The organism is Prevotellamassilia timonensis, from assembly GCF_900106785.1.
GTDB classification, from domain to species: domain Bacteria; phylum Bacteroidota; class Bacteroidia; order Bacteroidales; family Bacteroidaceae; genus Alloprevotella; species Alloprevotella timonensis.
In genome coordinates this window covers 294728-319074 of sequence record NZ_LT629844.1, presented here as the reverse complement: position 1 = coordinate 319074, position 24347 = coordinate 294728, and the positions used below count along the sequence as shown (strand labels likewise).

The following is a 24347-nucleotide window of genomic DNA, read 5'->3' as shown; positions in this document are numbered from 1 at the left end:
CAAGTATGGCATATTACAATAAGAGTCCACAGAATAATGGCGATGGAAAGAATGCTGAAGACAGAGCCTTGGACACCTTCGCCAACATGATGATAGAGAAAATCGAGTCGTTGGGAAGCAAGGACGGATGGCAAAAGCCTTGGTTTACGGAAGGTACATTGAGTTGGCCGAAGAACCTGTCTGGCAGAGAGTATAACGGCATGAATGCCTTGTTGCTCACCATGCTCTGCGAGAAGAAAGGCTACGAGTTGCCAGTGTTCTGCACCTTTAACCGTGCAGTGGGTTTGAACTATCAGACCGACAAGCAAGGTAACAAGAAGCAGATGGTGGATGCCAATGGCGAGCCGTTGCCCAAGGTTGGCATCAATAAGGGAGAGAAGAGTTTTCCCGTGATGCTGACAAGTTTCACCATTGTACACAAGGAGACAAAAGAAAAGATACCCTATGACGACTACAAGCGAATGAGTGCTGAGGAGCAGAAGGAGTATAATGTCTATCCGAAGTTGAATGTGTACCAGGTGTTCAATGTGGCACAGACCAATCTGAAGGCGGCAAGACCTGAATTGTATGCCAAGTTGGAAGCAGAGAACAAGCCAGAGAAGGCATTGGTGAAGGAAGGTGACATGTATTCGTTTCCTGCTGTTGACCGGATGTTCAAGGAGCAGAGATGGATTTGTCCCATCAATATCGAACACCAGGACAATGCGTTCTACTCCATTTCCCGCAACCAGATAACCATTCCTGAAAAGTCACAGTTCAAGGATGGTGAGTCGTGGTATGGAACAGCGTTCCATGAGATGGTTCACTCGACAGGAGCGGAAAATCAGTTGAACCGTCTCAAACCGCAGTCGGGCTTCGGTTCCGATGAATATGCACGTGAGGAACTGGTTGCAGAGTTGGGCAGTGCATTGGTGTGCCAGAAGTATGGCATGACCAAGAATCTGAAGGAAGACAGTGCCGCCTATCTGAAATCGTGGCTCGGCAGTCTGAAGGAGTCGCCAAGTTTCATCAAGACCACCTTGATGGATGTGAAAAAGGCAACGTCTATTCTCACGCAGAGAATAGACGAAGTGTCTTTGGAAATGAAGGAACAACAGAGTGAGGATGTTGCAGCTTCAGTATCGGAAGAAAACAAGGATGCGAAGGACATGAAGCAATCCGCATCATCAAATGATAGTGAGCAAACTGAGGCAGAAGAAGAAAAGGTCGCAAGGTCTGTGTTCCGCCGATAATAAGGCTATTTGTAGCAAAAAAGCAAAAATCCAAGATGCGCACATATATATATATCAATGTGTAAGCATCCTGGATTTTTTCATTATTCGGGTGTGGCATCTTCGCTGTCATCATCTTCCTCATCTTCGTCAGCAAGCCATTTCTGCCAATTTTCCTCATCGATGGTGAGTTCGTTCATTTCCCAATCATATGCGAGTTCGGGCATCGGGTCACGAGAACAAGGGAAATGGATGGTATAGCCGATTTGTCCATAGGAGACATGGAGCGGAGTGACGCAAAGGTCTCTGCCGAAATAGCTTTGGGTGGTAAGGTATTTGCGCCAGTCGAAACGCTCTTTGAGAATGTTTCGACATAAGCGGTAAAGATATTGTTCTATTGTCATACGGCTTGAAGTTCTAACTGTGAATAATATTGTTTGAATGCCTCGTAAAGGTCAGCCATCATTACTTCGGCTTCCTCCATGTCTTTGACTATATCGGCAATGTGGTAAGGTGCACCATTTTTGCCGTGACCGTCTGAGCCAATCCAAATGTACGCTTCCTCGTCAACATCAAAGTTCTCATAATACTCATGGATATTGTCGATGAAGGCTTCCATATCATCGTCTTCAAGTTCCACGCTGAAATTGAAATCTTGACCACAGGAAGTATATTTGGCGAAGTTTACATCTGTCTTGCCATTTTGTGGCTCGGAGAAATCAACGCTCCATCCTAATATTTCGGCTATCTCCGTTATCTTTTGCTGTATCATATAGTTTGATTTTTAGCAGCCATAGGCAAGAAGCCTACGGCTGATGAATGGTTTAAACTTCTTCCCTGTCATATATGTCAGACAGAAACGACTGCAATCTCTCGTCGGGAATGTTTCCGATTGGGCAAGGCTTGAAGCTCTTGTCCTGCAATATCGGTATCTTGGGAAGGTTATGTCCGACATCCACGCTGATACTTTCCATTTCCTTGATGGAAGCATAGCCATATTCTGTATCGGCAAGACCGACAACGATAGAGAACAGCGTGAAGTCATTGCCTTCCGGCTGACCTTCCAATACATACCAACGGACTTTGCCGATGAAGAAGACGCATTGGCAAATGGCATCCTTCTTCTTGCCGTCCTGTGAATAAAGCGGATATTGCTTGAACTGCTCCGCCAACTGTGGTGTAATCAATCTGCTTGTCATAACTGCATTATTTATTGGGTGAATACTCTGATGAAGATGGATAGTAGAGCTGCTGCTCACGCAAGGCTTCAATGGCTGCATGTGCCAAAGTGCAAGCCCATTCATTGCGAAGGTCATAATAGCCCTTCTGATAGTTTATTGCCAACTGCTCCATGAAAGCCATCATCACCTTGAACTTCTCGTTTACAAGAAAGCGGTGGTCATTGGCAAACTCTGCACCCACCTTGGATGCGGAACACATCTTGCCGTTCACGAAGCGTGAAAACTCATTGGCAAACTCCTTGTCTCTTTCGTTAATCATATCGTTCATATCTGTTCGGATTAAATTGTGAAACTTCTTTTTCTTCCCTATTCTCGAAGCCTTTACGACTTCATCGAGGGAATTGATTTTACGTGCAATCAAGAGTTCGGGCATGGAGGCAGACAAGACAAGGAATTGGGTGATTATTTCATTGGAATACCCAAATCTTTGATTGGCGGAAGGCTGCTAAGGAAATAACCAGCCAATAGCAAGGCGGTACTTGACAGTCTGGTGGGCTGAACTAAATTTGCTAAGGAAAAACAAGGGAGGATGAAGGGTATGGGAATATTCTAGTGACGAAAAGTGGTAAAATTACCACTTTTTGATAATAGAGATTTATTTGAACCGACATATACAGTTCGGGCATTCCCGTTTTTTGTCATTTGTGTCACTTTTCGGGAATTGTATTTCTGAAAATATCTCTGTTCAATCTTCGCACTATGTTAAATAGTATTGAACAAGATGAAATATTGAACAAAAAGTTCGTTCGTTTAAGTTTTGTTCATTATCTTTGCAGTGTTCAATCAAATTGAACACAACTGATATATTGAACAAATAATATAAAATGATGGCAAACAATATCATAATAAACCAAGCATTGGATGCTCTTAGAGCAAGCCTTCCTGTGGGGGATGTTGTGTCAACAACAGCCGTCAAAGTAAATTGTACCAATGAAAATGATGTCACTGTTAAGATCATGAATGTAGATTTTGTGTGTCATGTAAGGGAAAACATAACCAAGGCCACATTAAATCCGACATTAGCTACTATGCAAACTATGAACAATGACAAGCAGCAAATCTTGCTTGTTACGCAATATGTCACGCCACAGGTATCAACAGAATTGGCAAACAGAGGCATCAACTATCTGGACTGTGCAGGAAACTGCCTTGTCAGATATACAAAGGCAGGGAACTTGATTTTCCAAATATTTAATCAAGGAAGGAAAAATACAGAGTCCAAGGTGAAAACCTATCCCGTGTTTCAAGATGCAGGATTGAAGGTCGTGTTTTATCTGTTGCAAAATGCAGACAATATAAAGAAGCCTTATCGAGAGATAAAAGAGCAAATTGGTGTATCTTTGGGAAGCGTGAAAAACGTTTTGGATGAACTTGCAAGACGTGGTTTTGTTTGTGACACTAAAAACGGTCGCATAATAAAAGACAAAAAACAACTGCTTGACTTATGGGTTAGCAATTACAATGAAGTATTGAAACCCAAATTGCTGGTAGGCGCAATGGCATTTCGAACAGAAGCGAATAGAAATGAGTGGAAAAACATAGCATTGCCAAAGGGCATGTCATGGGGAGGAGAGCCTGCCGCAAACTTGACGGATGGCTACTTACAACCAGGAATTTTCGACATATACACGGAAATACCTGCAGCACATCTTATACGAACAGGTGTCGTCAAGCAAGATGCAAATGGGGAAATTCATCTGTACAACAAATTTTGGAATTGGGAAACAGACAACAGAACTGTTCCTGCTATATTAATCTATGCAGACTTGATGGGTAGTGGCAATAGTCGCTGCTTGGAGGCTGCGCAACGCATATTAAAGAATGAGCTTGAAGATTTCGAGTGAAAAGATAAACAATCCATTTCTTGTGGATTTGTTGGAGAAACTTACAGATAGTTTCCGTAGAATGGATCACGACTTCTTTATCATAGGAGCCACCGCTAGAGATATAGTCATGCAGCAGATGCTGAACACGTCATCACGTAGAAAGACAAGAGACTTGGATCTGGCTATAGCTGTTCCAAACTGGCAGGAATTTGACAAAATCAAAAATAGTTTGATTGCGGATGGTTTCGAGAAGGACAAGGCAAAACACCAACGCTTCTATTATGGTGACTATGAGATAGATGTTGTTCCATACGGATATGTCGCCAAGGAAGATGACAACATCTATTGGCCACCCGAAGAAACAATTGCCATGTCCGTAAAAGGGTTTGACGAAGTGCTTTCTGATGCTATAACAGTTAGTATTGATGACAGATTCACTGTAAAGATAGCTTCTTTGCATGGATTATTCTTGCTGAAGTTCAATGCTTGGATGGACAGACATCTAACCACAAACAAGGATGCAGAGGATATGTCGTTCATATTGGACAACTACCTTATGGCAAACTTGGATCGAGAAGCGTATATGGAAGTGTATGATTGGGAAGATTTTGACGAATATGTAGCTGGTGGCTATTGGCTGGCAAACGATTTGGCAAAGTTATTGAACCGAGACCAACTTGTATATTATGCAGACAAAATTGACGAGGAATTGCAGTTGGAGGAGAGAAGCTATTTGATAAGCCAAACTCTCAATTCACAATCGGGTTTGAATTATGACCAAGTAAGGAGAACATGGCAAGTCATTTCAGAAGTGTTTCGCTCTGCTACAGAAGAAAGGGATTTATAATGATAGATATAAATTATTGTAGTCAAAAAGGCTTATGTGATACAAACCAGGATTTTATCTTGTGCAAACAATTACAAGATGGGAGTTGCATCGCTATCCTTGCCGATGGTATGGGTGGCTTACAATATGGTGAGATCGCAGCTGCCACTGTTGCACAAAGTATTTATAAAATATTGGCAGAACATAATTCTGTGGATATAAGAGAGCTGTTAGCAAAGGCTTTTGAGCAAGCAGACATTGCAGTTGCAGATAAATGCAAGACTCTTTGTTGCAAAATGGGAGCAGCAGTTACCGTCTTATACATAAAAGATGATACTGCCTATTACGCATGGCAAGGAAATGTTCGTCTATATTACAAAAAAGAAAAAGGTATACATCAACTTACTGAAGACCACCAGAAGGAAGGTGATAATTGTACCTTTCTGACTCGTTGTGTGAATGGAAGAGGTTTCCGCAACCCTATATCCATTCAAGAAACGAAAATATCAGACATGGACTTGTTGTTTTTATGTACAGATGGATTTTATCAATCCAAGGATTGCATAGAATCTGTTATAGTAGAAAACAAATTGCCAAGTCGTATAGAATACTTGGAAGATGATGCATCCTGCATTCTCATACAGTTGCATAACCCTTGATAAGATAAGAGATATGGCAAAGAAGAAGCATAAAGGACATTACTGTAAGATTTGTGGTGAATACAAGTCGAACGAGTCATTTTCGGGGAAAGGTCATGTCCAACACATCTGTAAGGAGTGCATGGGTGAGATGAAGAAAAGCAACAAGAAGATTTTGGACTTGCCTTTCGGGGACAATGAGTTTGAGATCGTTGATGCCGATGAATATATCGATACTATTTTATATGGCAACAACGAAGAACGAGAAAACAAGACTTTCAAGAAACTCAGCCGTGAACAGAAAATGGTGTTGAAAGCGATAGTGCAAGATGAAGTTACGTTCTATTGGCAAGCCCATCGACAGATACCAGTAAATGACAAGTTAAAACAACTCAGAAGTTCTGTCAATACTGTAGTATATGAACAGTTGGACTTTGCCATAAAGGATGACACGATGTTCAAAGCTTATATACAAGAGCAAGTCATCACTGTCATAAACAAGATATTGCGACAGAAGAAAGAACAAAACAACCAATAGCAGAAAGAGCCCATTCATCACGAACGGACTCTTTCTTTTGATAATCATTGTTTTGCAGATTACCGCTTATCGTATGAATGATAGTAAAACATATTTACTGTGCAAATAGTCTGACAGCCGTATGACGGTTGACTGCAATTGGTGAATACTTATCAATACCGCCCTTACTTTTTGATATTATCATGGACTTGTCAATGCCTCTTGCCACAAGCTGTTGCGTGATATAATCCGCTCTTGACTTGCTGAGAGGATTGTTGATGCCATCGTTTCCTGTGGCACTGTCGGCAGCACCAACAACGAAAATTTTGAGATGATAAGCCTTTGCTACACGAGCAAGCTCATCCAAATTTACCATCTGTGAAACGTCAGCCAACTGCGTGGTTCCAATCTTGAAAAAGAAGAACACTGGCGAACCGATGCACTTGGTTCCACCTGCCATTTCTGCAACGTATTTGTTCCAAGAAACAGAATCAGAAACGGAGAAACTATACTCCAGAGAGCGGCTTGTTTTTGGCTTCCCCATGCCATTCCAATCCTTGTGAGCCAATCTTGCACGGAGCGAGTTCAAACCGCTGTAGTTGTTTTTCGGGTATATGCGATACTCCGTACTATCCGCATAATATGTCAGGCGGTCGGCATAGGCTTTCAGCAATCCTTCAATCTCCAAGATCTTTCTCATTTCAGCGATGGCATTGGCATCCTCCGCATGAGCTTTGCTTAACTTTTGGTTGCGAGCCAACAAATCTTTGGTGTAATCTGCCAGCCATTTGTTCTGGTTGATATAAGGAGCGGCATCTACAACCTTCTTCCAACCGACCTTCCCGATATTGAAAGTCAGTCCGGCAGACAAGGTGAACAAATTGTCACCAAACTTGTTGGATGCGCCCACACCATCAAAGTCACGGAATGTGGTTGCGCCACCCAATTCCATGTTTACCGCTAAACGCTTTGTTAAACGATATTGTCCAATCACACCATAGTTGATGACAAACGGACTCTTGCCGTTATCCTCGTTATGGATAATACCGCAACCAGCATACGGAATGAATCCCCATCTTTGTGTGGTGGCATGGTCTTTGACAAAACTGTTGGTCACATTCCAAAGAAAATCCGCATGAAACATCTTGTAATCACGGACATTCTTGCTGGCATCCTTGAACTGAAAACCTTGGAAACTAAATCGACCACCAATCTCTGGCGTGAACCATTTTCCTGCCTCTATTGCTAGGGAAGGTTTCATCCTGTCGAACAAGTTCCCTGTACCATGCGGCTTTCCTACAAAGGTTGATATGCCACCAGACATACCAACGAACCAGTTGGAAGACCATGCAGAAGGTACAGCTACCTCTTTGAGGTATGTAGGCTCTATCTGTCGGAGCATATCCTCATTTATGCCAGACGGTACCAAATCATCCGTGCCATCATCCATAGTCTCTGCATTGGCGTGTAATTGTCCGCACACGCACAATGCCATCATAAATATTGCTTTTCTAATCATAAATTTCAATTTGTCGATTATTCTTTCTATTAACGCTTTCTACTCTTGCTGCCTTTCGGTCGCATCATCCTGTTTGCCATCGCAAGGCAACGGTGCGCCCAACGCCTGTCATCCTCGTCATCGTTGCGCCCCCATTTCATGTCATTGCTGCCACCGCCTCCGCCACCTTGCCCTTCGGCGAATGTCGTGGCTTGGTCGATGTAGCCAAGATACAACAATGTGGCACAATGCAGAACTTCGGCAGTGTGCTCGGCTATGGTTTCCAATGGCGAGCCGTCAAATGCGACTTTGGTTTCAGGTGGCAACGATGCCATCTTGGAACGGTAGTCAGTGACCATGCTTTCCAACATAGCTGTCTTGATAAGTGTACCAGCACCAGTCTGAGCTTCACGAGAGAACTGCATGGCATCCCGTCGAAGCGTCTCTGTCCTCTCCTTGACAAACTCCATGTCTTTGTTCAACTCATCCAACTGCCGGTCAGCTACAGCGAGCTTGTCTTTCTTGTCTGCCAGTTTCTCATCAACGGAAGCCAACTCATTTTGTAATTTTTCCAACTTCTGCGACAAGATGGAACTATCTCCTTCCTTGTTGGCAATCTGCATCTTCAACTTGTCAATCTCCAACATCTTCTGATGTTTCTCTTCTTCCAGATGTTCCACCATGGAAGAGAGACCTTTCACACGACGTTCTGCCAGTGCTATTTCCACCCGAAGATCACTTACAGCCTTGCTAAGGTTGTCCAGTTCCTCTTCCTTTGAAGAACATTCCTCGGACAGGTGCTTGCGGTATTCCTCCGTAGGTCTGTGTCGTTGCCGAGTCTCCGTTTGGCTCGTTCCACGCACCAGTCCCCAAGGCTCATTTACCATCGCCAACTCGTCATGAAGTTTCGATGTACGTTGACTATATTCCCGATTGTTGGCACCTGCGAAGATTTCTTTGAAGGCAAACTTGCCGTCCTTGATTGGCAGAAGAACGCAATGGATGTGTGGTGAAGTCTCGTCCAAGTGTACATAGAAGGCAACGATATTCTCCTCACCATACTTTCCTGCGACAAAATTATAAATGTCCGTCGCCCATTGCTCAATCTCAGGCATACGCTTGACGGCATAATTCTCCTTGTTGTCGCCGGGCTTGAAGACTACCTCTTGGTCACCGAAGGCAAGCTCACGCATCTTCCATTGTGAACCGCTGAAGATGAAGTCCGCCACCGTTCTGAAACGTGGCTCAGCCAATCCCTCATTTTTGTCCTTGATGCCACGAACAGCCAAGTTCTCAGCCATCATCTGTGGGATGGACTTGCTCTTGTCGATAGGTGCTATCTTGCCTCCCTTGGAAATCTGAAAGTTCAGATGCTGTCTGCCGAGGTCATAGTTACCTTTGGCAATAGCTACCTGCCAAGCCCGGTCGCTCCAGTTGCGCTGATATTCGCGGCTGAGAGCGGCGGCGCATCCCTTACGTCCCCTGACGTTCAAAACCTGCTTTGCTATTCTTTCCATATCTCTGATATGCTTATATGTGTCAGTAAAAACAGTGTCCCAGCTTGCTGCCTTGGCGGACACTCTCCCGAAGACTTTTAGGTCGTAGGGGTAATGAGTTACCACACTCCCTAAATTCGTGAACAGCGGGCAAGCCCGATGCGCTAAAAAAGGCAAGCCACGATGAGTGCGATATGCCAGTACCGAACCGTGAGGTCTTAAAAGGAGAATGTCCGTAAGGCAGCTATAATGGAACAGAATGAACTCTACTTATGGTTGTCCGCCTTGGCGGTTACAACTGGCTTAGCAGCTGTCTCAACTGTTGAGGTAGGACAGCAAACCTTATAAGCGGAACACAGGGATTGGAAAAGGCTCATGTCTTCAGCTGTGTTCAATTTGACGGAAGCAGCCTTTCCATGACTGGCGATGTCGGGCAGTTCCTTTATCAGAAGGAACAACTGGAGCCAGTCTCGATTGAGGACATGAGCAAAGAAGTTAAAGATTGCTTTACACAACTGGTGTTTGCTGCGTTCTTTCTCACCTATGAGTGAGATGCTATCCACGAGTCTGCCAATCATACAAGTGGCAATATCATCAGATGAAAGTTGGTTGTCAGATGATGTAGAAGCAGAGTTGTTTTCTTGCGATAATGCTACCGCACCCTTTATAATCTGCCTACATACAACGGCTGTCTCTTCTGTGGTGGAAGTGCCATTGAACCAACTGTCCATTGTGAAACGGATGATTGGTTCCAATATGTTATTTCGCATTGTTGGAACGTTACCGTCCTTCATGCCAATCATCGTGATGATGGTGTATTTCGTTTCAAACTCCTTGCAGTGTATCAGCCCATGTTCCGTTAATTTTTCGAGGAACTGACGCACGGTGGCACGATGCCAATGCCAGTCCTCCGCAAGTTGAGTTTTGGTTGTGATAAACTGAAAATCTTTCAATTCGTCTGCCACTTCCTTGCTTACGGCTTTCGGCATGTAGTGCTCACAAGCCTTGTCCAGCAGATAGCAGAACGCTTCGTGTTTGGAATACCGCTCGTTATGTCGGTCCTGGAGAGATGCCAGGAAGCCGACAGAGAGACTTACCTTTATATTTTCCTTTGGTATATGTTTCATTGAAAATGTCTTGTTGATATTGTGAAATAATGATTCTCATTTTAGACTGAGTGTTGTAGAATGTGCCAGTACCAAGTGGCATTTTCCAAGAATGGACTAAAAGTAGAAGTTTACGATGTCCTCATGACATTGCGCCAAGTGTCTGCCACTGTCAGGACACTGTGCCTTGAAGATGACCTTTGAGGACGGATAGTAGATGGATGCCACCAAGAGCAAGCCTACCATCACCCCCAATGTGTACAAATGGGGAGTGAACATGAACACCAATGAGGCTGTAAAAGCGATGGCACGTGATTTTCTGTTGTCATGCAACCTATGCAGCAGATTGTCTGCATAAGAGAACTTGAACAGCAACAATGCCAACAGTGCCGTTACATGAGCACCAATCTCGTTGGGCTGTACTTGATATGCCACGAAACTGAACATCAATATTGCCATCAGCAACAGCAATGTGTACAGTTTTCGAAAATTATGCGAAAACACCATGCGGAGATAAAATCCCTGCATCATCCGATTGTTCTTCCTGTAGCACATCGTTGATGCCAAGAGAAGAAACATAGGGAAGAAAAGAAAGATAATCTTGAATATCATAGATCAAATTGTAATGTAAAACGGTCAATAACCTTCGAATAGCTCCAACTCAATAATTCCATAGGTGACTTCCATGAAAAGTCGCTCGACATCCGCCATTGTCAAAGCATTTGAAGCAAGGCGTTTCTTGAAACCAGCATCCTTTCTCATAAGAATCTTGGCACTTCGGTCAATGTCAAGCAGGGGAATATGCCACTCTTGCCCACGGACATAATCATTGTTGGAATGACAGGCCCGAAGGGTAATACACCGACAGCAGACGGTCAGCACCATGCCATGCCGTGAAACTGCGGTGTCTTTCCAATGGAACGAACTGCCAACGTCTATCCATGTGTGGCATTTGTGGATGATGTCCACGATGTTCTGAAGCTGCATGTCGCTCATAAATGGAACGTAATGTCACATGAAACACATCAGCATGTCCGCCTTGTCACGCTTGTACTTGAAGAAGCCTGTCCTCGCTTGCAGTTCCATTTCGTGGCACAAGTCACCGTACATGAACTCCAAGGACTCATAGATTGTCACCATGACGGAGTGGACATTTCCATTGGCATCCGTACTGGCATTCATCTTGTACATCCGCCCGAAATTAGGGTTGGAGAAGGCACAGCAGAACTGTCCGAACTCTGTATGTATGGAAGTCACCTTGTGGTAAAGGATGACCAGTTCCATCTGGTCTTCGAACAGGTTCATCACCTCTTCGAGAGGACAAGGCTTTTCCAATTTGAAGTCAAGCAGGACATAGCCGTCTTCATAGACTGGCTGTTCCATGCGCTCCTGGTTGATAAGCTCTGGCAACTGCAATGGTGCAAGTGCCAGGAAGTCGTTGAGAAATTTATGCAGCATAACTATTGTGTTTATAATGAAGAAATGTATAGCTTGATGAACATATCTGGTAACCCGTCTGTCATATTCTTGTCCATCTGCAAGGAACGGCTAAGACAGGCGATTGTGCCTAAGGCATCTATTGACAGTTGCACCAAATCCTTTCGCTGATTCTCTGAAAGCATCGCCATTCCGAAGTCATCAATGGACAGGAATGGTTGCAGTATCATCCAAAAATAGGCAGTCCGTTGTTCAGCGGAAGTAACCTTTCCACTCTTAATATCAGCAACGCAAGTCTGCGCATTGGCGATGATTCTTCGATTGGTACGAACCGCCATATATGCCACGGCATCCCTTGCCGGTAAGTTTCCTTTCCTTGAAGATTGAGCAATCATCTTGCACACATCTTCTGTTCCACTTGTTATATGCGAAACCGACACGTCGCTCATCTCGTATAGATGAGATAGAAATGTCCTGAACAGCCTATCCTCCGTTTTCAGAAAGGCGAGGAACTGTGATTGGTTGGCAATGCCTTCCTTCTTCACCTTCTCCAAGAAGAAATGATAGGTGGTCAAGATCCTTGTCTTGTCACCTTTATTATATAATGGTATGGTGTCCATACTCTCAAAAAACTTTGAAGCCACCAAGGAAAGGCTGTCCGTTTCCTTCTTACTTTTATAAGGGGAGGCGTTCATCTTCAACAGGAGCACATCCTTAAATGTCCTTCGCTTGGCGGTAGCTATGCGCATAAACTCGTCACGGATGGAGTCATGGACATTGGAAAATTCTTCCATCGGAAACGAATGTGCCTTTTTGATGGTGTCTCGCATCAGACAAACAGAAACCGAGTCTTCTAAAGTACGCCATTTGGATATTTTGTCGGCAAGGTGTTCCATAGACAAATCCTTGTCTGATTTCATCCTTGAAAGGAACTCCTTTTGCGCATCCAATGCCTCCCTTGCATCATGGAAAGATGATTCACTGGCATTTTTTGAACAGGATGCCAGCAAAAGAATGGCAAGTATGATGGCAGACAACATGGACATATGCTTTCTACCTTCAAAGTATGATATGCGAAAACTTGAAGTGCAAGATTGTTTGCACTTCACCCTCAATCGGCTTTTTGCCGCAGATATGATAATATTTATACTTTCCATTTCGGACTTTGTTTGAAATTTGCAGTGCGAATTTACGACTATTTATCGGGTATTCATTCAAACTAAATCAAACTTTATGTTTTATTTTCATTCATACTTTATAGCATGATATGAAATGATAATATATCCAAGAAAGTGCAGTACATCAATCTTTAATTAACTATAATAATTATCAGAGTATGATTATACTTTGATGGAATATAAGTATCTTTGTCGGCAAATTACAAATCAGTGTATAATAGCTATGGCAAAAGTAGGTTACATATTTAACTCGGAGCAGTATGACACATTCACCTTTGACCGGGCTTGGATGGAGAAGTATGGCTGCTGCCGTATCATAGAAGATAGTGCAAGCCAAGAGAAGACACGCCCGGAATGGAAGCAGCTCATGGATTGTCTGGAACGAGGTGACGAACTGGTCATCTCGAAGTTCAGTAATGCGCTGCGTGGTGTTCGGGAATTAGCGATGTTCCTGGAGTTTTGCAGGGTGAAGGTGATAAGGATAATATCCATTCAGGATAAGATTGACTCAAAGGGGGAGTTGTTTCCAAGTACATCAATCGCCGATGTGCTTTTCATGTTCGGTTCGTTGTCCGAAGAGATAGTTGCCTTGCGCAAGGCTGCTACCCATGTGGAATATATAAAGTCGGGTATCAAACCTGCCAAGAGTTCAACTCCAAAGAAAGGCATTGACCGTGAGAGGAATATCGTCAATATGTATAACAACAACTACACTATCGATGACATCTGGAAGGTCAGCGGCTTCAGGAGCCGCAGCTCGGTGTTCCGCATACTCAACAAGTATGGGGTGAAGCTGAACCGTGGAAAATTCAGCGGACCGCTCGGCAAGAGGAAGCCAAAGAATGAAAGTGAAATATAAAAGGTGATTTTATGAAGAATATACTTTGTTTTGAGGGAGAATGGAAATTCAATACCCACAAAAAGCCTGAACGCTTTGATTTGAATAGCGAGCCTATTCTTAGAATGTTGAAAGAATATCATAAATGCGATGCTATTTATAGGCACATTTTGACAAAAGAGGATTTGAAACTCTACATAGAGTATTTCAACAGGAACAAACGTGAATGGAATAAAATAGACATTGTTTATATAGCTTGTCATGGTTGGTTTCATTCTATAAGTTTAGAGGGAGAGAATGGAAATGTTGATTTACAAGAATTGGCAGATATAGCCGGGGATTTCTTCCGTGATAAAATAGTTCACTTTAGTTGCTGTAAAACACTCGCTAACACCTCTGAAGTTGAGCACTTCAAGTCTATTACAGGCGCAAAATTGGTATGCGGATATAAGAAGAGCATAGATGCAATGAAATCAGCCATAGCTGACACGGCTTTACTGAATGAATTGATAACAAGCAACAAGCCAGGCAATATCAAAAATATTACCATTAGTAAGTTCCGCAAAACATACAAAACCTTATTGAACGAATTAGATTTTTGTGCAATATAGATAAATGATGAGCCATACTGCAACTGATGCTTGCAGTATGGCTTGCCCATAATACTTGGCAGATAAGGCAATTCCTTATCTGTCTCTTCTGAAATCATTCCGTTTGTCTCCGTGAAAAAGGCTTTTAAGCGTTCCGCCTAAAGCCTTGAACACGAAGAACACCACGAACAAAGATACGATGTCGTCCATACGCTATAGTTTTCGTTTGTTATACTTGTGACTTGTACAGATTGATGATGTCCATCCCCATCGACTTGGCTTTTCGGCAAGTGTAGAACGTGCCACCCTTGGGCTTGCCGTCGAAGAAAGCAATCAGTCCGCACGAATGAGAAAGCATATAATCATTTCGTCTGAGCAAGCATCCATTGAAATAGTACTTACTCAAAAGGATAGCATCGTCCGCTTTGTCAAGAATATCCCAATAGCGGTCTTGCTCCCTTGCGCTCCACCTCTCGTTCTGACCGTCATAGGGAATGACGGCAATAAGTTTCAGATTGGGAAGTTCCACTTTCAATGAAATCACCTCCTCGGCTGCCAACATATCGAAACCGAGTGCCATGCCACAATAGAAATTGGTGATGCCCATAGCATAGAGCAGCCTTATCTTGCCCCTCAGTTTCTTCCTTATCTCGTCCTTGCGGTCTTCCGCTATCGTGCGATGTCCCGAAAAAGCCACGGAATTGGCTTTGATGTACTTTGTCTTATCCATATCACTTTGCATATTTATAGTGTGTGCGTCCCAAGAAAAGACCGCCTAATACGTTTCCGCCAAACATTTCCAACTGATTGGCAAAAATGGCATAGCTTGCGCCGGTCGTTACCACATCATCAAAAACATAGATGTCCTTGCCTTTGAAGTAGGCTTCATCAAACTCAATCACTTGTGTCTTAGTGATGCTCTTTTCCTTGTCATGGCGGTGCTCGTGTACTGCCAAGCGGTCGCCTGAAACGGATATGTGCGAATAGCCGTTGATGATGCCGCAAAGCTCGCTCACACGATTACAGAAAGCCATGTATCGACTCTCGTTCTTGGCTTGGGTGCTGGCTGGCACACATACAAACACGATGTCCTTTATCTTCTCACCACAAACTTTGATAAGATGTGCTGCGGTCATTTGCGCCACCTTCTCAAAAGCGTTGTCCCTTGCATCCTTGAACGCCCAAATCAGTTGGCGTGCAGCCACTGCGTCCTCGCCCACATTGCGAACCCTCACAGGAAAATACTTCAAGAAGAAATCCATCCTCTTGCTCAGCTGTCTCTTGGTGTTGTCGTCTATCATTCTTGCCATAGTCGGAAAATTATTTGCGTTAAACTCGATTATTTATTTTCCCTATTTTCGGAAGCCTTTCGGCTTGCCCAAGGGATATTTTTCCGCCACGCAAAGGAGTTGGAAGGCAAAAAGACAAATCGGAAGCGAAAAATACGCTCTATATGCAAGGCACATAGAGGAAGATTTTTTGAAAAGCATCCATGAGGCCCAATTTGGCATTTGCCATGCAACTGGTACCTTTGCGGAAAATATCCGAAGCGGCAAAGACGATGGACGAAATGAAATGGCTATAAGTGCTACTACATAAGATTACAACTAGAAAAGGGTGGGTGTGGAACTGCGCCATTGGTGCAATTCCGCAAGGGAGGGACGAAGTGCTATAAAGAGAGAATGGCTTGCCGATTATAACAGAAGGACGGAACAAAGATGCGGCAGGAGTAATTGGGAAACTCTCTTGGCATCCATGCCGAGTGTGTTTCCGCTCCTGCCTTCATGCCATGTGGCTTATTGCAGTAGCGACAGTTGGTCGCCACAGTCAAGGAGCCTTTTGGCATAAAATCTTTGTGACGGCTATAAAAGGGTAAACCATGGATTATAAAAGGAAGACAAGAAGCGAATATAAAAGATATGGGTGGGAGTGAAACTGCGCAATAGCCAGACAAGCAACTTAACGAAAGGGATGGCATTGGTAGACAGCATGTAAGTGACGGTTGCGTTACGGATGCCGTTCGCCAATGCCATTCTGTTCGTGCTTGTCCTTCGGCAAATGGTCATTCTTCATCTTTCGGGATCTTACTCCCGATAAATAAAGAATGTCGCTTTGACGAACTGTTGGTGCGGTTTCGCAGATGGGTGGGGAAAAGTAATAAAAAGGGAAGACGGCTTGACGCTTATAATAGCAGTACGCATGCGGTTATAAGAGTAAACTTGCTAATAGTGGCTATAAAAGTAAACATGGTTGTATGAGCAAAACAAAAGCGACCGAAGCCGCTTTGTTTATTGGAGAGAATGAAGAAATCCTATTTCTTGCCTTTCTTGGTAGGCTTTTCAGGCTCTGCCGCTGGAGCTTCCTCCTTGTCTGGTGTAGGATAGAACTTGTTTGCGATGAAGACGATGCGGTTGTGCTTGGTGCCTTGCTGATCAACCCACTCGTCTGGCTTGAAGTAGCCCTCGACGGTGAGCATGGTTCCCTTCTGCAGCTTGTCGAAAGAATCAACATGCTCGTTCTTGCGCCATGCCTCCATGTTCATGAAAGCTGATACTCTGTTGGTTTCCTCACCATTCTTCTCCTGACGGCTGACTGCCAATGAGAAACGTGCTACAGAAGCGTTGGTGAACTGACGGATTTCTGCGTTGTTGCCTACGAATCCTGTTACAACGAAAGTGTTCTCGATCTTTTTCATATTGAATTACTTTTTGAAGTGAAACTTAATTTTTACATGCAATCCAAGAGCAGGGATGTGGCACATGAGGGCAGCACCATGAAAATCGACTATAATACTCGTTTTCTGTTGGCGGTGAGGAGAAAAAGGAAGATTATCGGCTATTTTATTGGTCACAGCGAAGCGACCGCACAAGACGGATTCCATCTGTCGAAGCATCACGCTACCTTTGCATAGGAAAAATAGTGGCTTCAAAAAATCGGTAATTCAAAAAAGGACGCAAGAATACCGTAACAGCATCGTATGGCTCAATCATTTGCAGTAACCATCACCAATGCAAAACACGTTTCCATGTCGTGTGCCGTCATAAACAATGGTAAACCAACAGGCAATACACTTTTCTGCATGGAGGGTGGTCGCATGAGCATATTGACAAAGACAAGCAGAAGGAGAACCAGCTTCGAAGGCTACTCCTATTTGTAGAGGAAGGTAAGCATGAGCAACCAACTACAATCGCAATGCTGCAAACAAGATCCATCCTCAGACAAAAGGCTTCATTGCACGAAAAGCTCCAAGAAAGGCGTAGTCGCAGATTTTATCTCATACAAAGAGGCAGGTCGCCATTTGGCGAATACAACCATCAAAGCATAGCCATATAAAAGTTTATCGGCAAACGATGAAGGGAGTTTGCCGTTACATACAAAAGGGCTTTTACTGGCGGAAAGAAAAAAGATGCCTGGCGAGTATAACCTTCACCAAGCATCCTTTTCGTCAGTCATAGACAAGAACGTCATCACGTCTTTCTACAATTTCCTTGCCATTGCGCAATTTCACTACGATGTCCTCACCATAGTCTGCAACCACGAAACCTTCTGTGCGTCCTCTGTAGGGTATCAGCAGTGTGCAACTGCAACCGATAATGTCGGTCAATTCTTCGTATTCAAACATAGCTCTATAAAGTTTGTGGGTTCTCCGAATGATAAATCACCTTGCAATCCTCAACCTCGGCAGGTAGTCCAAAGGCAGGATAGTGTGAGAATGATGCGTTTCCATCTTGGCTGAGTGGAGAAACAATCTCCACTTGCCATTTCTGCATGAAGCCATCAACCATCTTGATGTCTTCATCACTCAATCCCGTAGGGTCGCCATTGATGATGTAGCATAATGCCCATGTGGGGATTTTCTCTATCGTCTCAAATCTTTCCATCAGTCAAACGTGAACTTGTTTATATAATAATAGGTGTCCTCGTTCTCATACTCATAGCCGTTGATGAAGTCCATCATTTCATCTTCGGTTCTGTCACCTTGCGAGATACCCATCTTCTCACACCACTTGGCAATAGCATCTTGGCAAGTGTTAAAGATATCCTCACAAGCATCCTCGAAAGGCTCACCCGAAGAACTCACACAGCATTCCTCTGGGAAGAAGCCTTGCTCGTCATGGACATAGAAAATGTCGCATCCACATTCTATCTCACGATAACTGACGGAAAGTTCTCCACCAAGAACTTTGTTCAATTCATCAAAGAACTCCTCACAGGCAGACCATGCACTTTCGGTGTCAAAGGACAACAAGCAGATGTCCTCGTCTGCCTCAAACTCTGCCCAATAGATATATCCTCTTACCGATATGCCCATCTTCTCATAGTCGATGCCATAGTGTTCCGCCAACTTGTAGAGATGTACGTTCTTGGTGTTCACCTCCATTGTTTGGAGCGTGTTCCAAAGGTCGGCTACCGCCTTGCGTTCGCCCATCACCTTGTACTGAGTGTCACAAATGTTTGCCATAAGTCTTCATTTTTTTATTCCCTAATTTTGCATCTGCAATTTCGGGATTGATTTAAATTTTGTTGCCTCAAAAGGTGTCTGTGCTTTTCCTGCAAGGTTCTCTGCTAAAATACAACCTGCAAGGTGGAGATTTTAGCAAGAGACCATAGGCACTGACCTTGCAAGGAATATGGGTACAGACATTACCTTTGCAACCAAATTTATCAAAGCCCAGAAATGGTGATGAAGATTCAGGTAACGGAGTAACAATTAGAAAAGTTGAGATATGAGGATAAAAAGAGACAAGAACGACTTGAAACAAGCGATTACAAGTGGAAAGTAACAGAAATCATACAAGAGTTCTTACTGGCGGAAAGAAAGAGAGCGACAACCCAATACTGCACATGGCACGATTGGGCTATCGCTCCGCAATTCGTTCAGTTCATCCAATCCATTAGTATATATATCCTAAGATGAATGAATTTATATTTGTGTATTGGCTTTGGTTGGTAGCCATAGACAAGTAACACATCTTTTTTCTTTCCGCCAGTAAAAATGGTTCTTGAAGTAAAAGTAACAGGGAAAATGGTTGTTGGGTAGCAAAATTTGTTGCACAAGATTTGTTTTTCATTTTGTTGGTTCTTTCTTGTCACCCAATAAAATGATGCTTACGTTTGAGTTTTCCTGTACCTGCTGATAATCAAGTAGGTAACAAATAAGAAATATCGTCTTTCAATGTACAACGCTGATACAACGCCGAAAGCCCCACGCCAGTGTAAGTATACAGAAAACACTCTTGACAACGAACAACAGAATTGTCCGAAGCCAATGAGAGTTGTATATAATACACCCCATGAGGCGTTCCCGTTGCTTTGTCTTTGACGAACAGTTAAGAGTTTGCGAAGTTCTAACAAGTCAAAACCAAAGCGTACAGTTACGCCTTATATGTATATATGTCTGCCCGACCTCTGCCCATTAGGGCTTCCGGCATAGGTATAGACGCTACAAAGATAACACTTTTATCCTAAGACCCACTTTGTTTGGTTAGCTAAATGTAATATTAAGGTATAATTTAATACAATTTGATATTATTAAATACAAATACACCAAAGAAAACTTTGGAGCTTTGTTATAGAATGGCAAATGGAGGGCTATTTACAAATAAAACATTATATTTGCAGAAGATAGGCTGCACCTCGGCATAACGTTCAAGCAAGCTTGACGTTCTGCTCTCTGTTTGCACTATCTTTGCAGAAGATAGGCTGCACCTCGGCAAAGATCGCAAGTAAACTTGCATCTTTGCACTCACCTTGCACTATCTTTGCAAAAGATAGGCTGCACGTATTTTATACAGAGGGGCGCCTGTCAACCTTAATACGAACATACATGATGAAGATTAAACGCGTATTCATGACTATATGCGCCGCATGTGCCATCGGCGCTACAAGCTTTGCACAGACAGCACGACAAGTGCTTGACCAAACAGCTAATAAACTTAAGAATAGTGGCGGCATTGAGACTACATTTGAAGGCACACAATTCAAAGGACAACATGAGGCTGGCACGGCTAACGGACACATTTTGGTGCAGGGCAATAAATTCAAAATTGCTTCGAACGCACTGACTACGTGGTTTGACGGCCGCACGCAGTGGACTTTGCTGCACGGCAGCGACGAGGTGAACGTGAGTAACCCTACCGCAGCTGAACTGCAGCAGGTTAATCCGTATACCTTTGTCAACCTTTACAAACATGGCTATAACCTTAAACTGGCCAACACGACCTACCACGGCAAGGCTTGCCACGAGGTGCGCATGATTGCACAAAACAAGGGTATGGGCATTCAACTGATCATTGCCGTCATTGACAAACATACGCAACTGCCCTACTCCATACGTATGAAGGACAACCACGGCGAATGGACTCGCATTCGGGTGGGAAGCCTGAGGACACACAAGCACTGGGGCGATGCTACCTTCCGATTTAACAGTAAGGATCACCCTGGCATTGAAGTGGTAGATTTGAGATAACGCACAAACTTTTACTCGAAACAATTCATTATAATAACCACAATGACTACTAACACTGAGAACGCTAAAATAGAGCAGTGTATTATTTTAGGCTCTGGCCCCGCGGGCTATACAGCAGCCATTTATACCGGAAGAGCCGGACTGCAACCTATCATTTATGAAGGACTGCAGCCGGGCGGACAACTTACTATTACCACGGAAGTGGAGAACTTTCCGGGATTTGCCGATGGCATTGACGCTAACGAACTGATGGACAGCATGCGCAAACAGGCTGAACGATTTGGCGCTGACATACGCACTGCCACAGCTACCAAAGTGGACCTCAGCCAATCGCCCTACACTTTGTGGTTCGACGATGACACGGTGGTTAAATGCCGCACACTGGTTATTGCTACCGGTGCTTCGGCCAAATACCTTGGCTTGAGCGACGAAAAGAAATATCAAGGACAGGGGGTGAGCGCATGTGCTACGTGCGACGGCTTTTTCTACCGCAAAAAGGTGGTGGCCGTAGTGGGCGGCGGCGATACGGCGTGCGAGGAGGCTACTTACCTTGCCGGACTGGCCAGCAAAGTTTACCTCATTGTGCGCAAGCCTTACCTGCGTGCGTCTAAAGCCATGCAGGACCGTGTACTGAACAATCCCAAAATTGAGGTGTTGTTTGAGACTAACACGCTCGGTCTTTTTGGCGAAGATGGCGTAGAAGGCGCACACGTGGTTTACCGTAAAGGCGAGGCTGATGAGCGCACGTATGACATCAACATTGATGGTTTCTTCCTGGCCATCGGGCACAAGCCTAACAGCGACTTGTTCAAGCCTTGGGTTAAAACTGACGAAACTGGTTATATCATGACTGAGGGTGACTCGCCACGCACAGGCATTCCGGGTGTGTTTGCAGCTGGCGATGTGGCTGACCCTCACTACCGACAGGCTATCACCGCAGCCGCAAGTGGCTGCAAAGCGGGCATCGAGGTGGATCGTTACCTGAAGGAGAACGACTAATTAACCGGCTTACTTATATTTATACAACAATGAGTATAAAGTACCTGTGTGCAACTTACTATACGTTGCTCGGGTGCTTTATACTTTAATTTTTTCAATCAGTGGAACGTCACCCTCTTCAACCTTTTTTGCCTGAGAACGCTCACATTCTGATGTTGGGCAGTTTTCCACCGCCTAAGAAACGCTGGTCAATAGACTTCTTCTACCCGAATATGCAGAATGACATGTGGCGCATATTCGGACTCGTTTTCTTTGACAATAAGGATTACTTTGTTGACACAGCGCACAAGCGCTTTAATAAACCGCTGCTTGAGACTTTCTTGCGCGAAAAGGGCGTGGCTCTTTATGATACTGCATGCGCCGTTAACCGTTTGCAAGACAATGCTTCGGACAAATTTCTGGAGGTGGTGGAACATACCGACATTGACGGACTTTTACACCAGTTGCCACACTGCCATGCCATCGTGACTACAGGACAAAAGGCTACGGACACGCTACGAGCGCACTTTGCGGTGGCGGAGCCCAAGGTGGGACAATACGTCGATTTTGAATTTGAAGGGAGGAATATGCGGCTCTACCGCATGCCAAGCAGCAGCCGGGCCTATCCTCTGGCCTTGGAGAAGAAAACGGCTTTTTATCGTACCATGCTGGAATGTGAATTGGGCATCTGACAAGGGGCGTGCTATGCTGTATTTGCAGTTCGCTACCGTACAACGAAATTGTACGCTCCGCTCTCGGCCACATCATGACAGGGTACGCCCGCGCGCTGACAGGCTGTGCGCCATGCACTGCGTTGCCACAACGGCAGGGAGGAGGCTAACACGACTTGGCCTGGCGTAAAATAGGACTGCATGGCTTCGAAACTGTCGATACAACCACGCGATACGATTAACAGGTCAAGTGGGTATGGATTGGCCGGACGGCTGCATGTTAACGCTACTGATGTGGCACAAAGCATAATACGTTTGCTGCCCAACAGACAGCTGTTGCCTTTTTTCTGAAAAAACTTGGTACGCGCATCTGAACTCACTATCTGTTCGGGTGGCGCAATGTGATGTGGTTGCCAGTAATTGCGATTTAATTGCCCAACCATTTTGCTAATGGCCTGCGGCGGCAGGGTTGACACAAGATATGACTCTTGCGCCGAAACTATGAAATGCACCAAGGTGGCTTGCTTATTGGCATATACCCATATTTGGGGTGACACACGCTTGTCGGTGCCTACTCTGTACACTTCGGTAACGACACTTAACGTTAGGACAAGGAACACGCTGCACAACACACGCAACCTCAACCGCCGACGACGTGCCGCGGCAAACGCGTAGACTAATACGGGCACGAGCCATATTGCCAACAGTGTATATGGTGTGGGATAGAATGTGAGTGTGGAAAAAGGCCATACCTGCATACTGGTCAGGGCTGACGTCATGGCGTTGATTGTACACGACATGATCGAAGCTAATACGTGCTGTACAACCGCGAAGGGAAGGGCGAAGAATAACAATGCTCCGCCAAGCAGCACATAGGCTGATGGTATGACTACAAAGTTGGCTAACCAGGCATAGGGGGAAAGGGTATGGAAGTAATAAAGCACAAGTGGCGCTGTGGCCCATTGTGCACTTAACGAGACACAAACAAACGGCACGAGTATGTGGCGAAAGAAATTCCAACATACTTTGGTGCTCTGCAACTGCAACCAAGGCAAACAGTATTGTTTTGCATACGTGGCGTATGACATGCCCTTGGGACGCGGTTGCTGATAAACTTGCAGCATTGTGCCCACATTATAAAGCGACAAAGGATAACGCTGCCAAACATAACGCCCAACAAACACAATACCGGCTACCGCCATAAAGGATAATTGAAAACCAACATCGAACAGCGACATGGGGTCTGCCAAAAGCAATATGATGGCGGCTAAGGACAAACTGTTGAGGGTGGAAGCACTCGACCGCTGCAAGCAAATGCTTATTTGCATACAAGTGAACATGCACACTGCACGCAACAGCGATAAGGGGGCTCCGGTCAAGAAGGCGAATGCCCACATGGCAAATACGATGAAAATGGACGCTATTATGCGCAAGTGGGTACGACGCAAGTGACGCAAGCACAACATATTGAACAAACTCAGTAATATGCCGAGGTGCAGTCCCGATAACGCAAGCACATGGCTCACGCCCAAATTTGAGAATAATTGACGTGTGTCTTCATCAAGCATAGTCTTATCGCCCAAAGTTAATGCAGCTAACAGACTTTGTTGTCCCTTGTCAAAATAAGGTTCGTAAGCTACTGCCAACTTGTGACGCCAGCGCAACAGGCGAGATTGCCAACTTATGCTTGCTTGTGCATCATCACCTAACAGTTCACACTTGCCACGCCATACGTAGCAACTACCACTTAATCCATGCGTCAACAGGTAGTGCGCATAGTCAAAGTCGCCAGGATTGCCAGCCGGACGCTTGCCTGATTGCATCTTG

28 protein-coding genes and 1 pseudogene (1 of these 29 cut by a window edge) are annotated in these 24347 nt (G+C 44.5%); 11 read left to right on the top strand and 18 right to left on the bottom strand.

All coding sequences use genetic code 11. From position 1 onward, the window contains the following. Nucleotides 1-5: 5 nt before the first annotated feature. A pseudogene (locus BQ5453_RS06830) lies at nucleotides 6-1205 on the top strand (ArdC family protein); the annotation flags it as partial. Nucleotides 1206-1315: 110 nt separating this feature from the next. Here BQ5453_RS06830 and BQ5453_RS06825 read toward each other — a convergent pair. From BQ5453_RS06825 to BQ5453_RS06810, 4 genes are read right to left on the bottom strand one after another with little or no spacing between them, the layout of a single operon-like run. Then, nucleotides 1316-1615: a hypothetical protein gene (locus tag BQ5453_RS06825; RefSeq protein ID WP_071122625.1), complete on the bottom strand. Its 300-nt coding sequence runs from the start codon at nucleotides 1613-1615 to the stop codon at nucleotides 1316-1318. Then, complete coding sequence (locus BQ5453_RS06820; protein WP_071122624.1) at nucleotides 1612-1983, bottom strand: hypothetical protein; 372 nt, start codon at nucleotides 1981-1983, stop codon at nucleotides 1612-1614. Before BQ5453_RS06820 ends, BQ5453_RS06825 begins: the two co-directional genes overlap by 4 nt. A gap of 52 nt (nucleotides 1984-2035) precedes the next feature. Beyond that, nucleotides 2036-2410 carry a DUF2958 domain-containing protein gene (locus BQ5453_RS06815; RefSeq protein ID WP_071122623.1) on the bottom strand — a complete coding sequence of 125 codons (375 nt, stop codon included), beginning with the start codon at nucleotides 2408-2410 and terminating at the stop codon, nucleotides 2036-2038. A gap of 7 nt (nucleotides 2411-2417) precedes the next feature. Next, on the bottom strand, nucleotides 2418-2720 hold the full coding sequence (locus tag BQ5453_RS06810) for a hypothetical protein (RefSeq protein WP_022121729.1): 303 nt from the start codon (nucleotides 2718-2720) through the stop codon (nucleotides 2418-2420). Between the two features lie 556 nt (nucleotides 2721-3276). Between BQ5453_RS06810 and BQ5453_RS06805 the strand changes: the two genes are divergently transcribed. Genes BQ5453_RS06805 through BQ5453_RS14455 form a run of 4 tightly spaced genes read left to right on the top strand, consistent with a single transcriptional unit; the run spans nucleotide 3277 to nucleotide 6280 of the window. After that, nucleotides 3277-4296, top strand: coding sequence for a type IV toxin-antitoxin system AbiEi family antitoxin (locus BQ5453_RS06805; RefSeq protein ID WP_071122622.1), 1020 nt, complete (start codon nucleotides 3277-3279; stop codon nucleotides 4294-4296). Further along, nucleotides 4274-5125 (top strand): nucleotidyl transferase AbiEii/AbiGii toxin family protein, encoded by an 852-nt coding sequence (locus BQ5453_RS06800; protein WP_071122621.1) that lies wholly within the window; start codon nucleotides 4274-4276, stop codon nucleotides 5123-5125. Before BQ5453_RS06805 ends, BQ5453_RS06800 begins: the two co-directional genes overlap by 23 nt. Next, nucleotides 5125-5763: a PP2C family protein-serine/threonine phosphatase gene (locus tag BQ5453_RS06795; RefSeq protein WP_161942404.1), complete on the top strand. Its 639-nt coding sequence runs from the start codon at nucleotides 5125-5127 to the stop codon at nucleotides 5761-5763. The genes BQ5453_RS06800 and BQ5453_RS06795 overlap by 1 nt, the downstream gene beginning before the upstream one ends. Before the next feature lie 13 nt (nucleotides 5764-5776). Continuing rightward, complete coding sequence (locus tag BQ5453_RS14455) at nucleotides 5777-6280, top strand: hypothetical protein (protein WP_071122620.1); 504 nt, start codon at nucleotides 5777-5779, stop codon at nucleotides 6278-6280. A gap of 94 nt (nucleotides 6281-6374) precedes the next feature. On the opposite strand, the gene BQ5453_RS06785 is transcribed toward BQ5453_RS14455, so the two are convergent. The 7 genes from BQ5453_RS06785 to BQ5453_RS06755 all read right to left on the bottom strand — a co-directional run bounded on the left by BQ5453_RS06785 (nucleotide 6375) and on the right by BQ5453_RS06755 (nucleotide 12953). Continuing rightward, the gene (locus BQ5453_RS06785) at nucleotides 6375-7778 is read right to left on the bottom strand and encodes an OmpA family protein (protein WP_071122619.1); all 1404 of its coding nucleotides are present in this window, start codon (nucleotides 7776-7778) and stop codon (nucleotides 6375-6377) included. A 29-nt stretch (nucleotides 7779-7807) separates the two neighbouring features. Next, a complete protein-coding gene (gene mobV / locus BQ5453_RS06780) occupies nucleotides 7808-9274 on the bottom strand; it encodes a MobV family relaxase (protein ID WP_071122618.1) in 1467 nt (488 codons plus the stop codon). Between the two features lie 245 nt (nucleotides 9275-9519). Further along, nucleotides 9520-10380 (bottom strand): hypothetical protein, encoded by an 861-nt coding sequence (locus BQ5453_RS14385; RefSeq protein ID WP_022121722.1) that lies wholly within the window; start codon nucleotides 10378-10380, stop codon nucleotides 9520-9522. Between the two features lie 96 nt (nucleotides 10381-10476). Further along, a complete protein-coding gene (locus BQ5453_RS06770; RefSeq protein WP_071122617.1) occupies nucleotides 10477-10890 on the bottom strand; it encodes a hypothetical protein in 414 nt (137 codons plus the stop codon). A 105-nt stretch (nucleotides 10891-10995) separates the two neighbouring features. Continuing rightward, nucleotides 10996-11355 carry a hypothetical protein gene (locus tag BQ5453_RS06765; protein ID WP_022121720.1) on the bottom strand — a complete coding sequence of 120 codons (360 nt, stop codon included), beginning with the start codon at nucleotides 11353-11355 and terminating at the stop codon, nucleotides 10996-10998. Nucleotides 11356-11370: 15 nt separating this feature from the next. Next, entirely contained in the window at nucleotides 11371-11817 is a 447-nt protein-coding gene (locus tag BQ5453_RS06760; RefSeq protein WP_022121719.1) for a hypothetical protein, read from the bottom strand. Nucleotides 11818-11828: 11 nt separating this feature from the next. Continuing rightward, nucleotides 11829-12953 carry a hypothetical protein gene (locus BQ5453_RS06755; RefSeq protein ID WP_143033324.1) on the bottom strand — a complete coding sequence of 375 codons (1125 nt, stop codon included), beginning with the start codon at nucleotides 12951-12953 and terminating at the stop codon, nucleotides 11829-11831. A gap of 244 nt (nucleotides 12954-13197) precedes the next feature. Between BQ5453_RS06755 and BQ5453_RS06750 the strand changes: the two genes are divergently transcribed. Together BQ5453_RS06750 and BQ5453_RS06745 are read left to right on the top strand one after the other, a co-directional pair. Then, entirely contained in the window at nucleotides 13198-13833 is a 636-nt protein-coding gene (locus BQ5453_RS06750; protein ID WP_022121717.1) for a recombinase family protein, read from the top strand. A gap of 11 nt (nucleotides 13834-13844) precedes the next feature. Continuing rightward, entirely contained in the window at nucleotides 13845-14423 is a 579-nt protein-coding gene (locus BQ5453_RS06745; RefSeq protein WP_022121716.1) for a DUF6642 family protein, read from the top strand. 208 nt (nucleotides 14424-14631) lie between these two features. Here the strand turns inward: BQ5453_RS06745 and BQ5453_RS06740 are convergent, their stop codons facing one another. From BQ5453_RS06740 to BQ5453_RS06725, 3 genes are all read right to left on the bottom strand, one after another. Further along, a complete protein-coding gene (locus BQ5453_RS06740) occupies nucleotides 14632-15132 on the bottom strand; it encodes an SLOG family protein (RefSeq protein ID WP_022121714.1) in 501 nt (166 codons plus the stop codon). Nucleotide 15133: 1 nt separating this feature from the next. After that, the gene (locus tag BQ5453_RS06735; RefSeq protein ID WP_022121713.1) at nucleotides 15134-15712 is read right to left on the bottom strand and encodes a hypothetical protein; all 579 of its coding nucleotides are present in this window, start codon (nucleotides 15710-15712) and stop codon (nucleotides 15134-15136) included. Between the two features lie 1001 nt (nucleotides 15713-16713). Beyond that, nucleotides 16714-17097, bottom strand: a complete 384-nt coding sequence (locus BQ5453_RS06725) for a single-stranded DNA-binding protein (RefSeq protein WP_022121712.1) — start codon at nucleotides 17095-17097, stop codon at nucleotides 16714-16716. Between the two features lie 282 nt (nucleotides 17098-17379). Between BQ5453_RS06725 and BQ5453_RS14085 the strand changes: the two genes are divergently transcribed. Further along, nucleotides 17380-17559 (top strand): hypothetical protein, encoded by a 180-nt coding sequence (locus BQ5453_RS14085; protein ID WP_022121710.1) that lies wholly within the window; start codon nucleotides 17380-17382, stop codon nucleotides 17557-17559. A gap of 288 nt (nucleotides 17560-17847) precedes the next feature. Here the strand turns inward: BQ5453_RS14085 and BQ5453_RS06715 are convergent, their stop codons facing one another. The 3 genes from BQ5453_RS06715 to BQ5453_RS06705 are packed head-to-tail and all read right to left on the bottom strand — an operon-like array spanning nucleotide 17848 to nucleotide 18864. After that, complete coding sequence (locus BQ5453_RS06715; protein WP_010537206.1) at nucleotides 17848-18024, bottom strand: hypothetical protein; 177 nt, start codon at nucleotides 18022-18024, stop codon at nucleotides 17848-17850. 4 nt (nucleotides 18025-18028) lie between these two features. Beyond that, nucleotides 18029-18283 carry a DUF6926 domain-containing protein gene (locus BQ5453_RS06710; RefSeq protein WP_010537207.1) on the bottom strand — a complete coding sequence of 85 codons (255 nt, stop codon included), beginning with the start codon at nucleotides 18281-18283 and terminating at the stop codon, nucleotides 18029-18031. Beyond that, on the bottom strand, nucleotides 18283-18864 hold the full coding sequence (locus BQ5453_RS06705; protein WP_022121709.1) for a hypothetical protein: 582 nt from the start codon (nucleotides 18862-18864) through the stop codon (nucleotides 18283-18285). Before BQ5453_RS06705 ends, BQ5453_RS06710 begins: the two co-directional genes overlap by 1 nt. A 1365-nt stretch (nucleotides 18865-20229) precedes the next feature. Here BQ5453_RS06705 and BQ5453_RS06700 point away from each other — a divergent pair. The 3 genes from BQ5453_RS06700 to BQ5453_RS06690 all read left to right on the top strand — a co-directional run bounded on the left by BQ5453_RS06700 (nucleotide 20230) and on the right by BQ5453_RS06690 (nucleotide 22541). Further along, nucleotides 20230-20871, top strand: coding sequence for an outer membrane lipoprotein periplasmic chaperone LolA1 (locus tag BQ5453_RS06700; protein ID WP_083361144.1), 642 nt, complete (start codon nucleotides 20230-20232; stop codon nucleotides 20869-20871). A 42-nt stretch (nucleotides 20872-20913) separates the two neighbouring features. Next, entirely contained in the window at nucleotides 20914-21870 is a 957-nt protein-coding gene (gene trxB, locus BQ5453_RS06695) for a thioredoxin-disulfide reductase (protein WP_022101537.1), read from the top strand. A 152-nt stretch (nucleotides 21871-22022) separates the two neighbouring features. Then, on the top strand, nucleotides 22023-22541 hold the full coding sequence (locus BQ5453_RS06690; protein ID WP_235860063.1) for a uracil-DNA glycosylase family protein: 519 nt from the start codon (nucleotides 22023-22025) through the stop codon (nucleotides 22539-22541). A 32-nt stretch (nucleotides 22542-22573) separates the two neighbouring features. On the opposite strand, the gene BQ5453_RS06685 is transcribed toward BQ5453_RS06690, so the two are convergent. After that, on the bottom strand, nucleotides 22574-24347 hold the 3' portion of the coding sequence (locus BQ5453_RS06685) for a ComEC/Rec2 family competence protein (RefSeq protein ID WP_071122613.1). Its footprint extends 416 nt past the window's final position; 1774 of the gene's 2190 nt are visible here — the last part of the coding sequence; its start codon lies off the right edge, out of view; the stop codon is at nucleotides 22574-22576.

Excerpts from the sequence above, each read along its gene's own strand:
- trxB (WP_022101537.1), top strand. The coding sequence starts at position 20,914 with ATGACTACTAACACTGAGAACGCTAAAATAGAGCAGTGTATTATTTTA.
- BQ5453_RS06725 (WP_022121712.1), bottom strand. The coding sequence starts at position 17,097 with ATGAAAAAGATCGAGAACACTTTCGTTGTAACAGGATTCGTAGGCAAC.
- BQ5453_RS06755 (WP_143033324.1), bottom strand. The coding sequence starts at position 12,953 with ATGGAAAGTATAAATATTATCATATCTGCGGCAAAAAGCCGATTGAGG.
- BQ5453_RS06760 (WP_022121719.1), bottom strand. The coding sequence starts at position 11,817 with ATGCTGCATAAATTTCTCAACGACTTCCTGGCACTTGCACCATTGCAG.
- mobV (WP_071122618.1), bottom strand. The coding sequence starts at position 9,274 with ATGGAAAGAATAGCAAAGCAGGTTTTGAACGTCAGGGGACGTAAGGGA.
- BQ5453_RS14385 (WP_022121722.1), bottom strand. The coding sequence starts at position 10,380 with ATGAAACATATACCAAAGGAAAATATAAAGGTAAGTCTCTCTGTCGGC.
- BQ5453_RS06815 (WP_071122623.1), bottom strand. The coding sequence starts at position 2,410 with ATGACAAGCAGATTGATTACACCACAGTTGGCGGAGCAGTTCAAGCAA.
- BQ5453_RS06800 (WP_071122621.1), top strand. The coding sequence starts at position 4,274 with ATGAGCTTGAAGATTTCGAGTGAAAAGATAAACAATCCATTTCTTGTG.
- BQ5453_RS06795 (WP_161942404.1), top strand. The coding sequence starts at position 5,125 with ATGATAGATATAAATTATTGTAGTCAAAAAGGCTTATGTGATACAAAC.
- BQ5453_RS06740 (WP_022121714.1), bottom strand. The coding sequence starts at position 15,132 with ATGGATAAGACAAAGTACATCAAAGCCAATTCCGTGGCTTTTTCGGGA.
- BQ5453_RS06820 (WP_071122624.1), bottom strand. The coding sequence starts at position 1,983 with ATGATACAGCAAAAGATAACGGAGATAGCCGAAATATTAGGATGGAGC.
- BQ5453_RS06735 (WP_022121713.1), bottom strand. The coding sequence starts at position 15,712 with ATGGCAAGAATGATAGACGACAACACCAAGAGACAGCTGAGCAAGAGG.
- BQ5453_RS06785 (WP_071122619.1), bottom strand. The coding sequence starts at position 7,778 with ATGATTAGAAAAGCAATATTTATGATGGCATTGTGCGTGTGCGGACAA.
- BQ5453_RS06765 (WP_022121720.1), bottom strand. The coding sequence starts at position 11,355 with ATGAGCGACATGCAGCTTCAGAACATCGTGGACATCATCCACAAATGC.
- BQ5453_RS14455 (WP_071122620.1), top strand. The coding sequence starts at position 5,777 with ATGGCAAAGAAGAAGCATAAAGGACATTACTGTAAGATTTGTGGTGAA.
- BQ5453_RS06710 (WP_010537207.1), bottom strand. The coding sequence starts at position 18,283 with ATGGAAAGATTTGAGACGATAGAGAAAATCCCCACATGGGCATTATGC.
- BQ5453_RS06705 (WP_022121709.1), bottom strand. The coding sequence starts at position 18,864 with ATGGCAAACATTTGTGACACTCAGTACAAGGTGATGGGCGAACGCAAG.
- BQ5453_RS06805 (WP_071122622.1), top strand. The coding sequence starts at position 3,277 with ATGATGGCAAACAATATCATAATAAACCAAGCATTGGATGCTCTTAGA.
- BQ5453_RS06750 (WP_022121717.1), top strand. The coding sequence starts at position 13,198 with ATGGCAAAAGTAGGTTACATATTTAACTCGGAGCAGTATGACACATTC.
- BQ5453_RS06745 (WP_022121716.1), top strand. The coding sequence starts at position 13,845 with ATGAAGAATATACTTTGTTTTGAGGGAGAATGGAAATTCAATACCCAC.
- BQ5453_RS06825 (WP_071122625.1), bottom strand. The coding sequence starts at position 1,615 with ATGACAATAGAACAATATCTTTACCGCTTATGTCGAAACATTCTCAAA.
- BQ5453_RS06690 (WP_235860063.1), top strand. The coding sequence starts at position 22,023 with ATGTTGGGCAGTTTTCCACCGCCTAAGAAACGCTGGTCAATAGACTTC.
- BQ5453_RS06715 (WP_010537206.1), bottom strand. The coding sequence starts at position 18,024 with ATGTTTGAATACGAAGAATTGACCGACATTATCGGTTGCAGTTGCACA.
- BQ5453_RS06810 (WP_022121729.1), bottom strand. The coding sequence starts at position 2,720 with ATGAACGATATGATTAACGAAAGAGACAAGGAGTTTGCCAATGAGTTT.
- BQ5453_RS14085 (WP_022121710.1), top strand. The coding sequence starts at position 17,380 with ATGGCTCAATCATTTGCAGTAACCATCACCAATGCAAAACACGTTTCC.
- BQ5453_RS06700 (WP_083361144.1), top strand. The coding sequence starts at position 20,230 with ATGATGAAGATTAAACGCGTATTCATGACTATATGCGCCGCATGTGCC.
- BQ5453_RS06770 (WP_071122617.1), bottom strand. The coding sequence starts at position 10,890 with ATGATGCAGGGATTTTATCTCCGCATGGTGTTTTCGCATAATTTTCGA.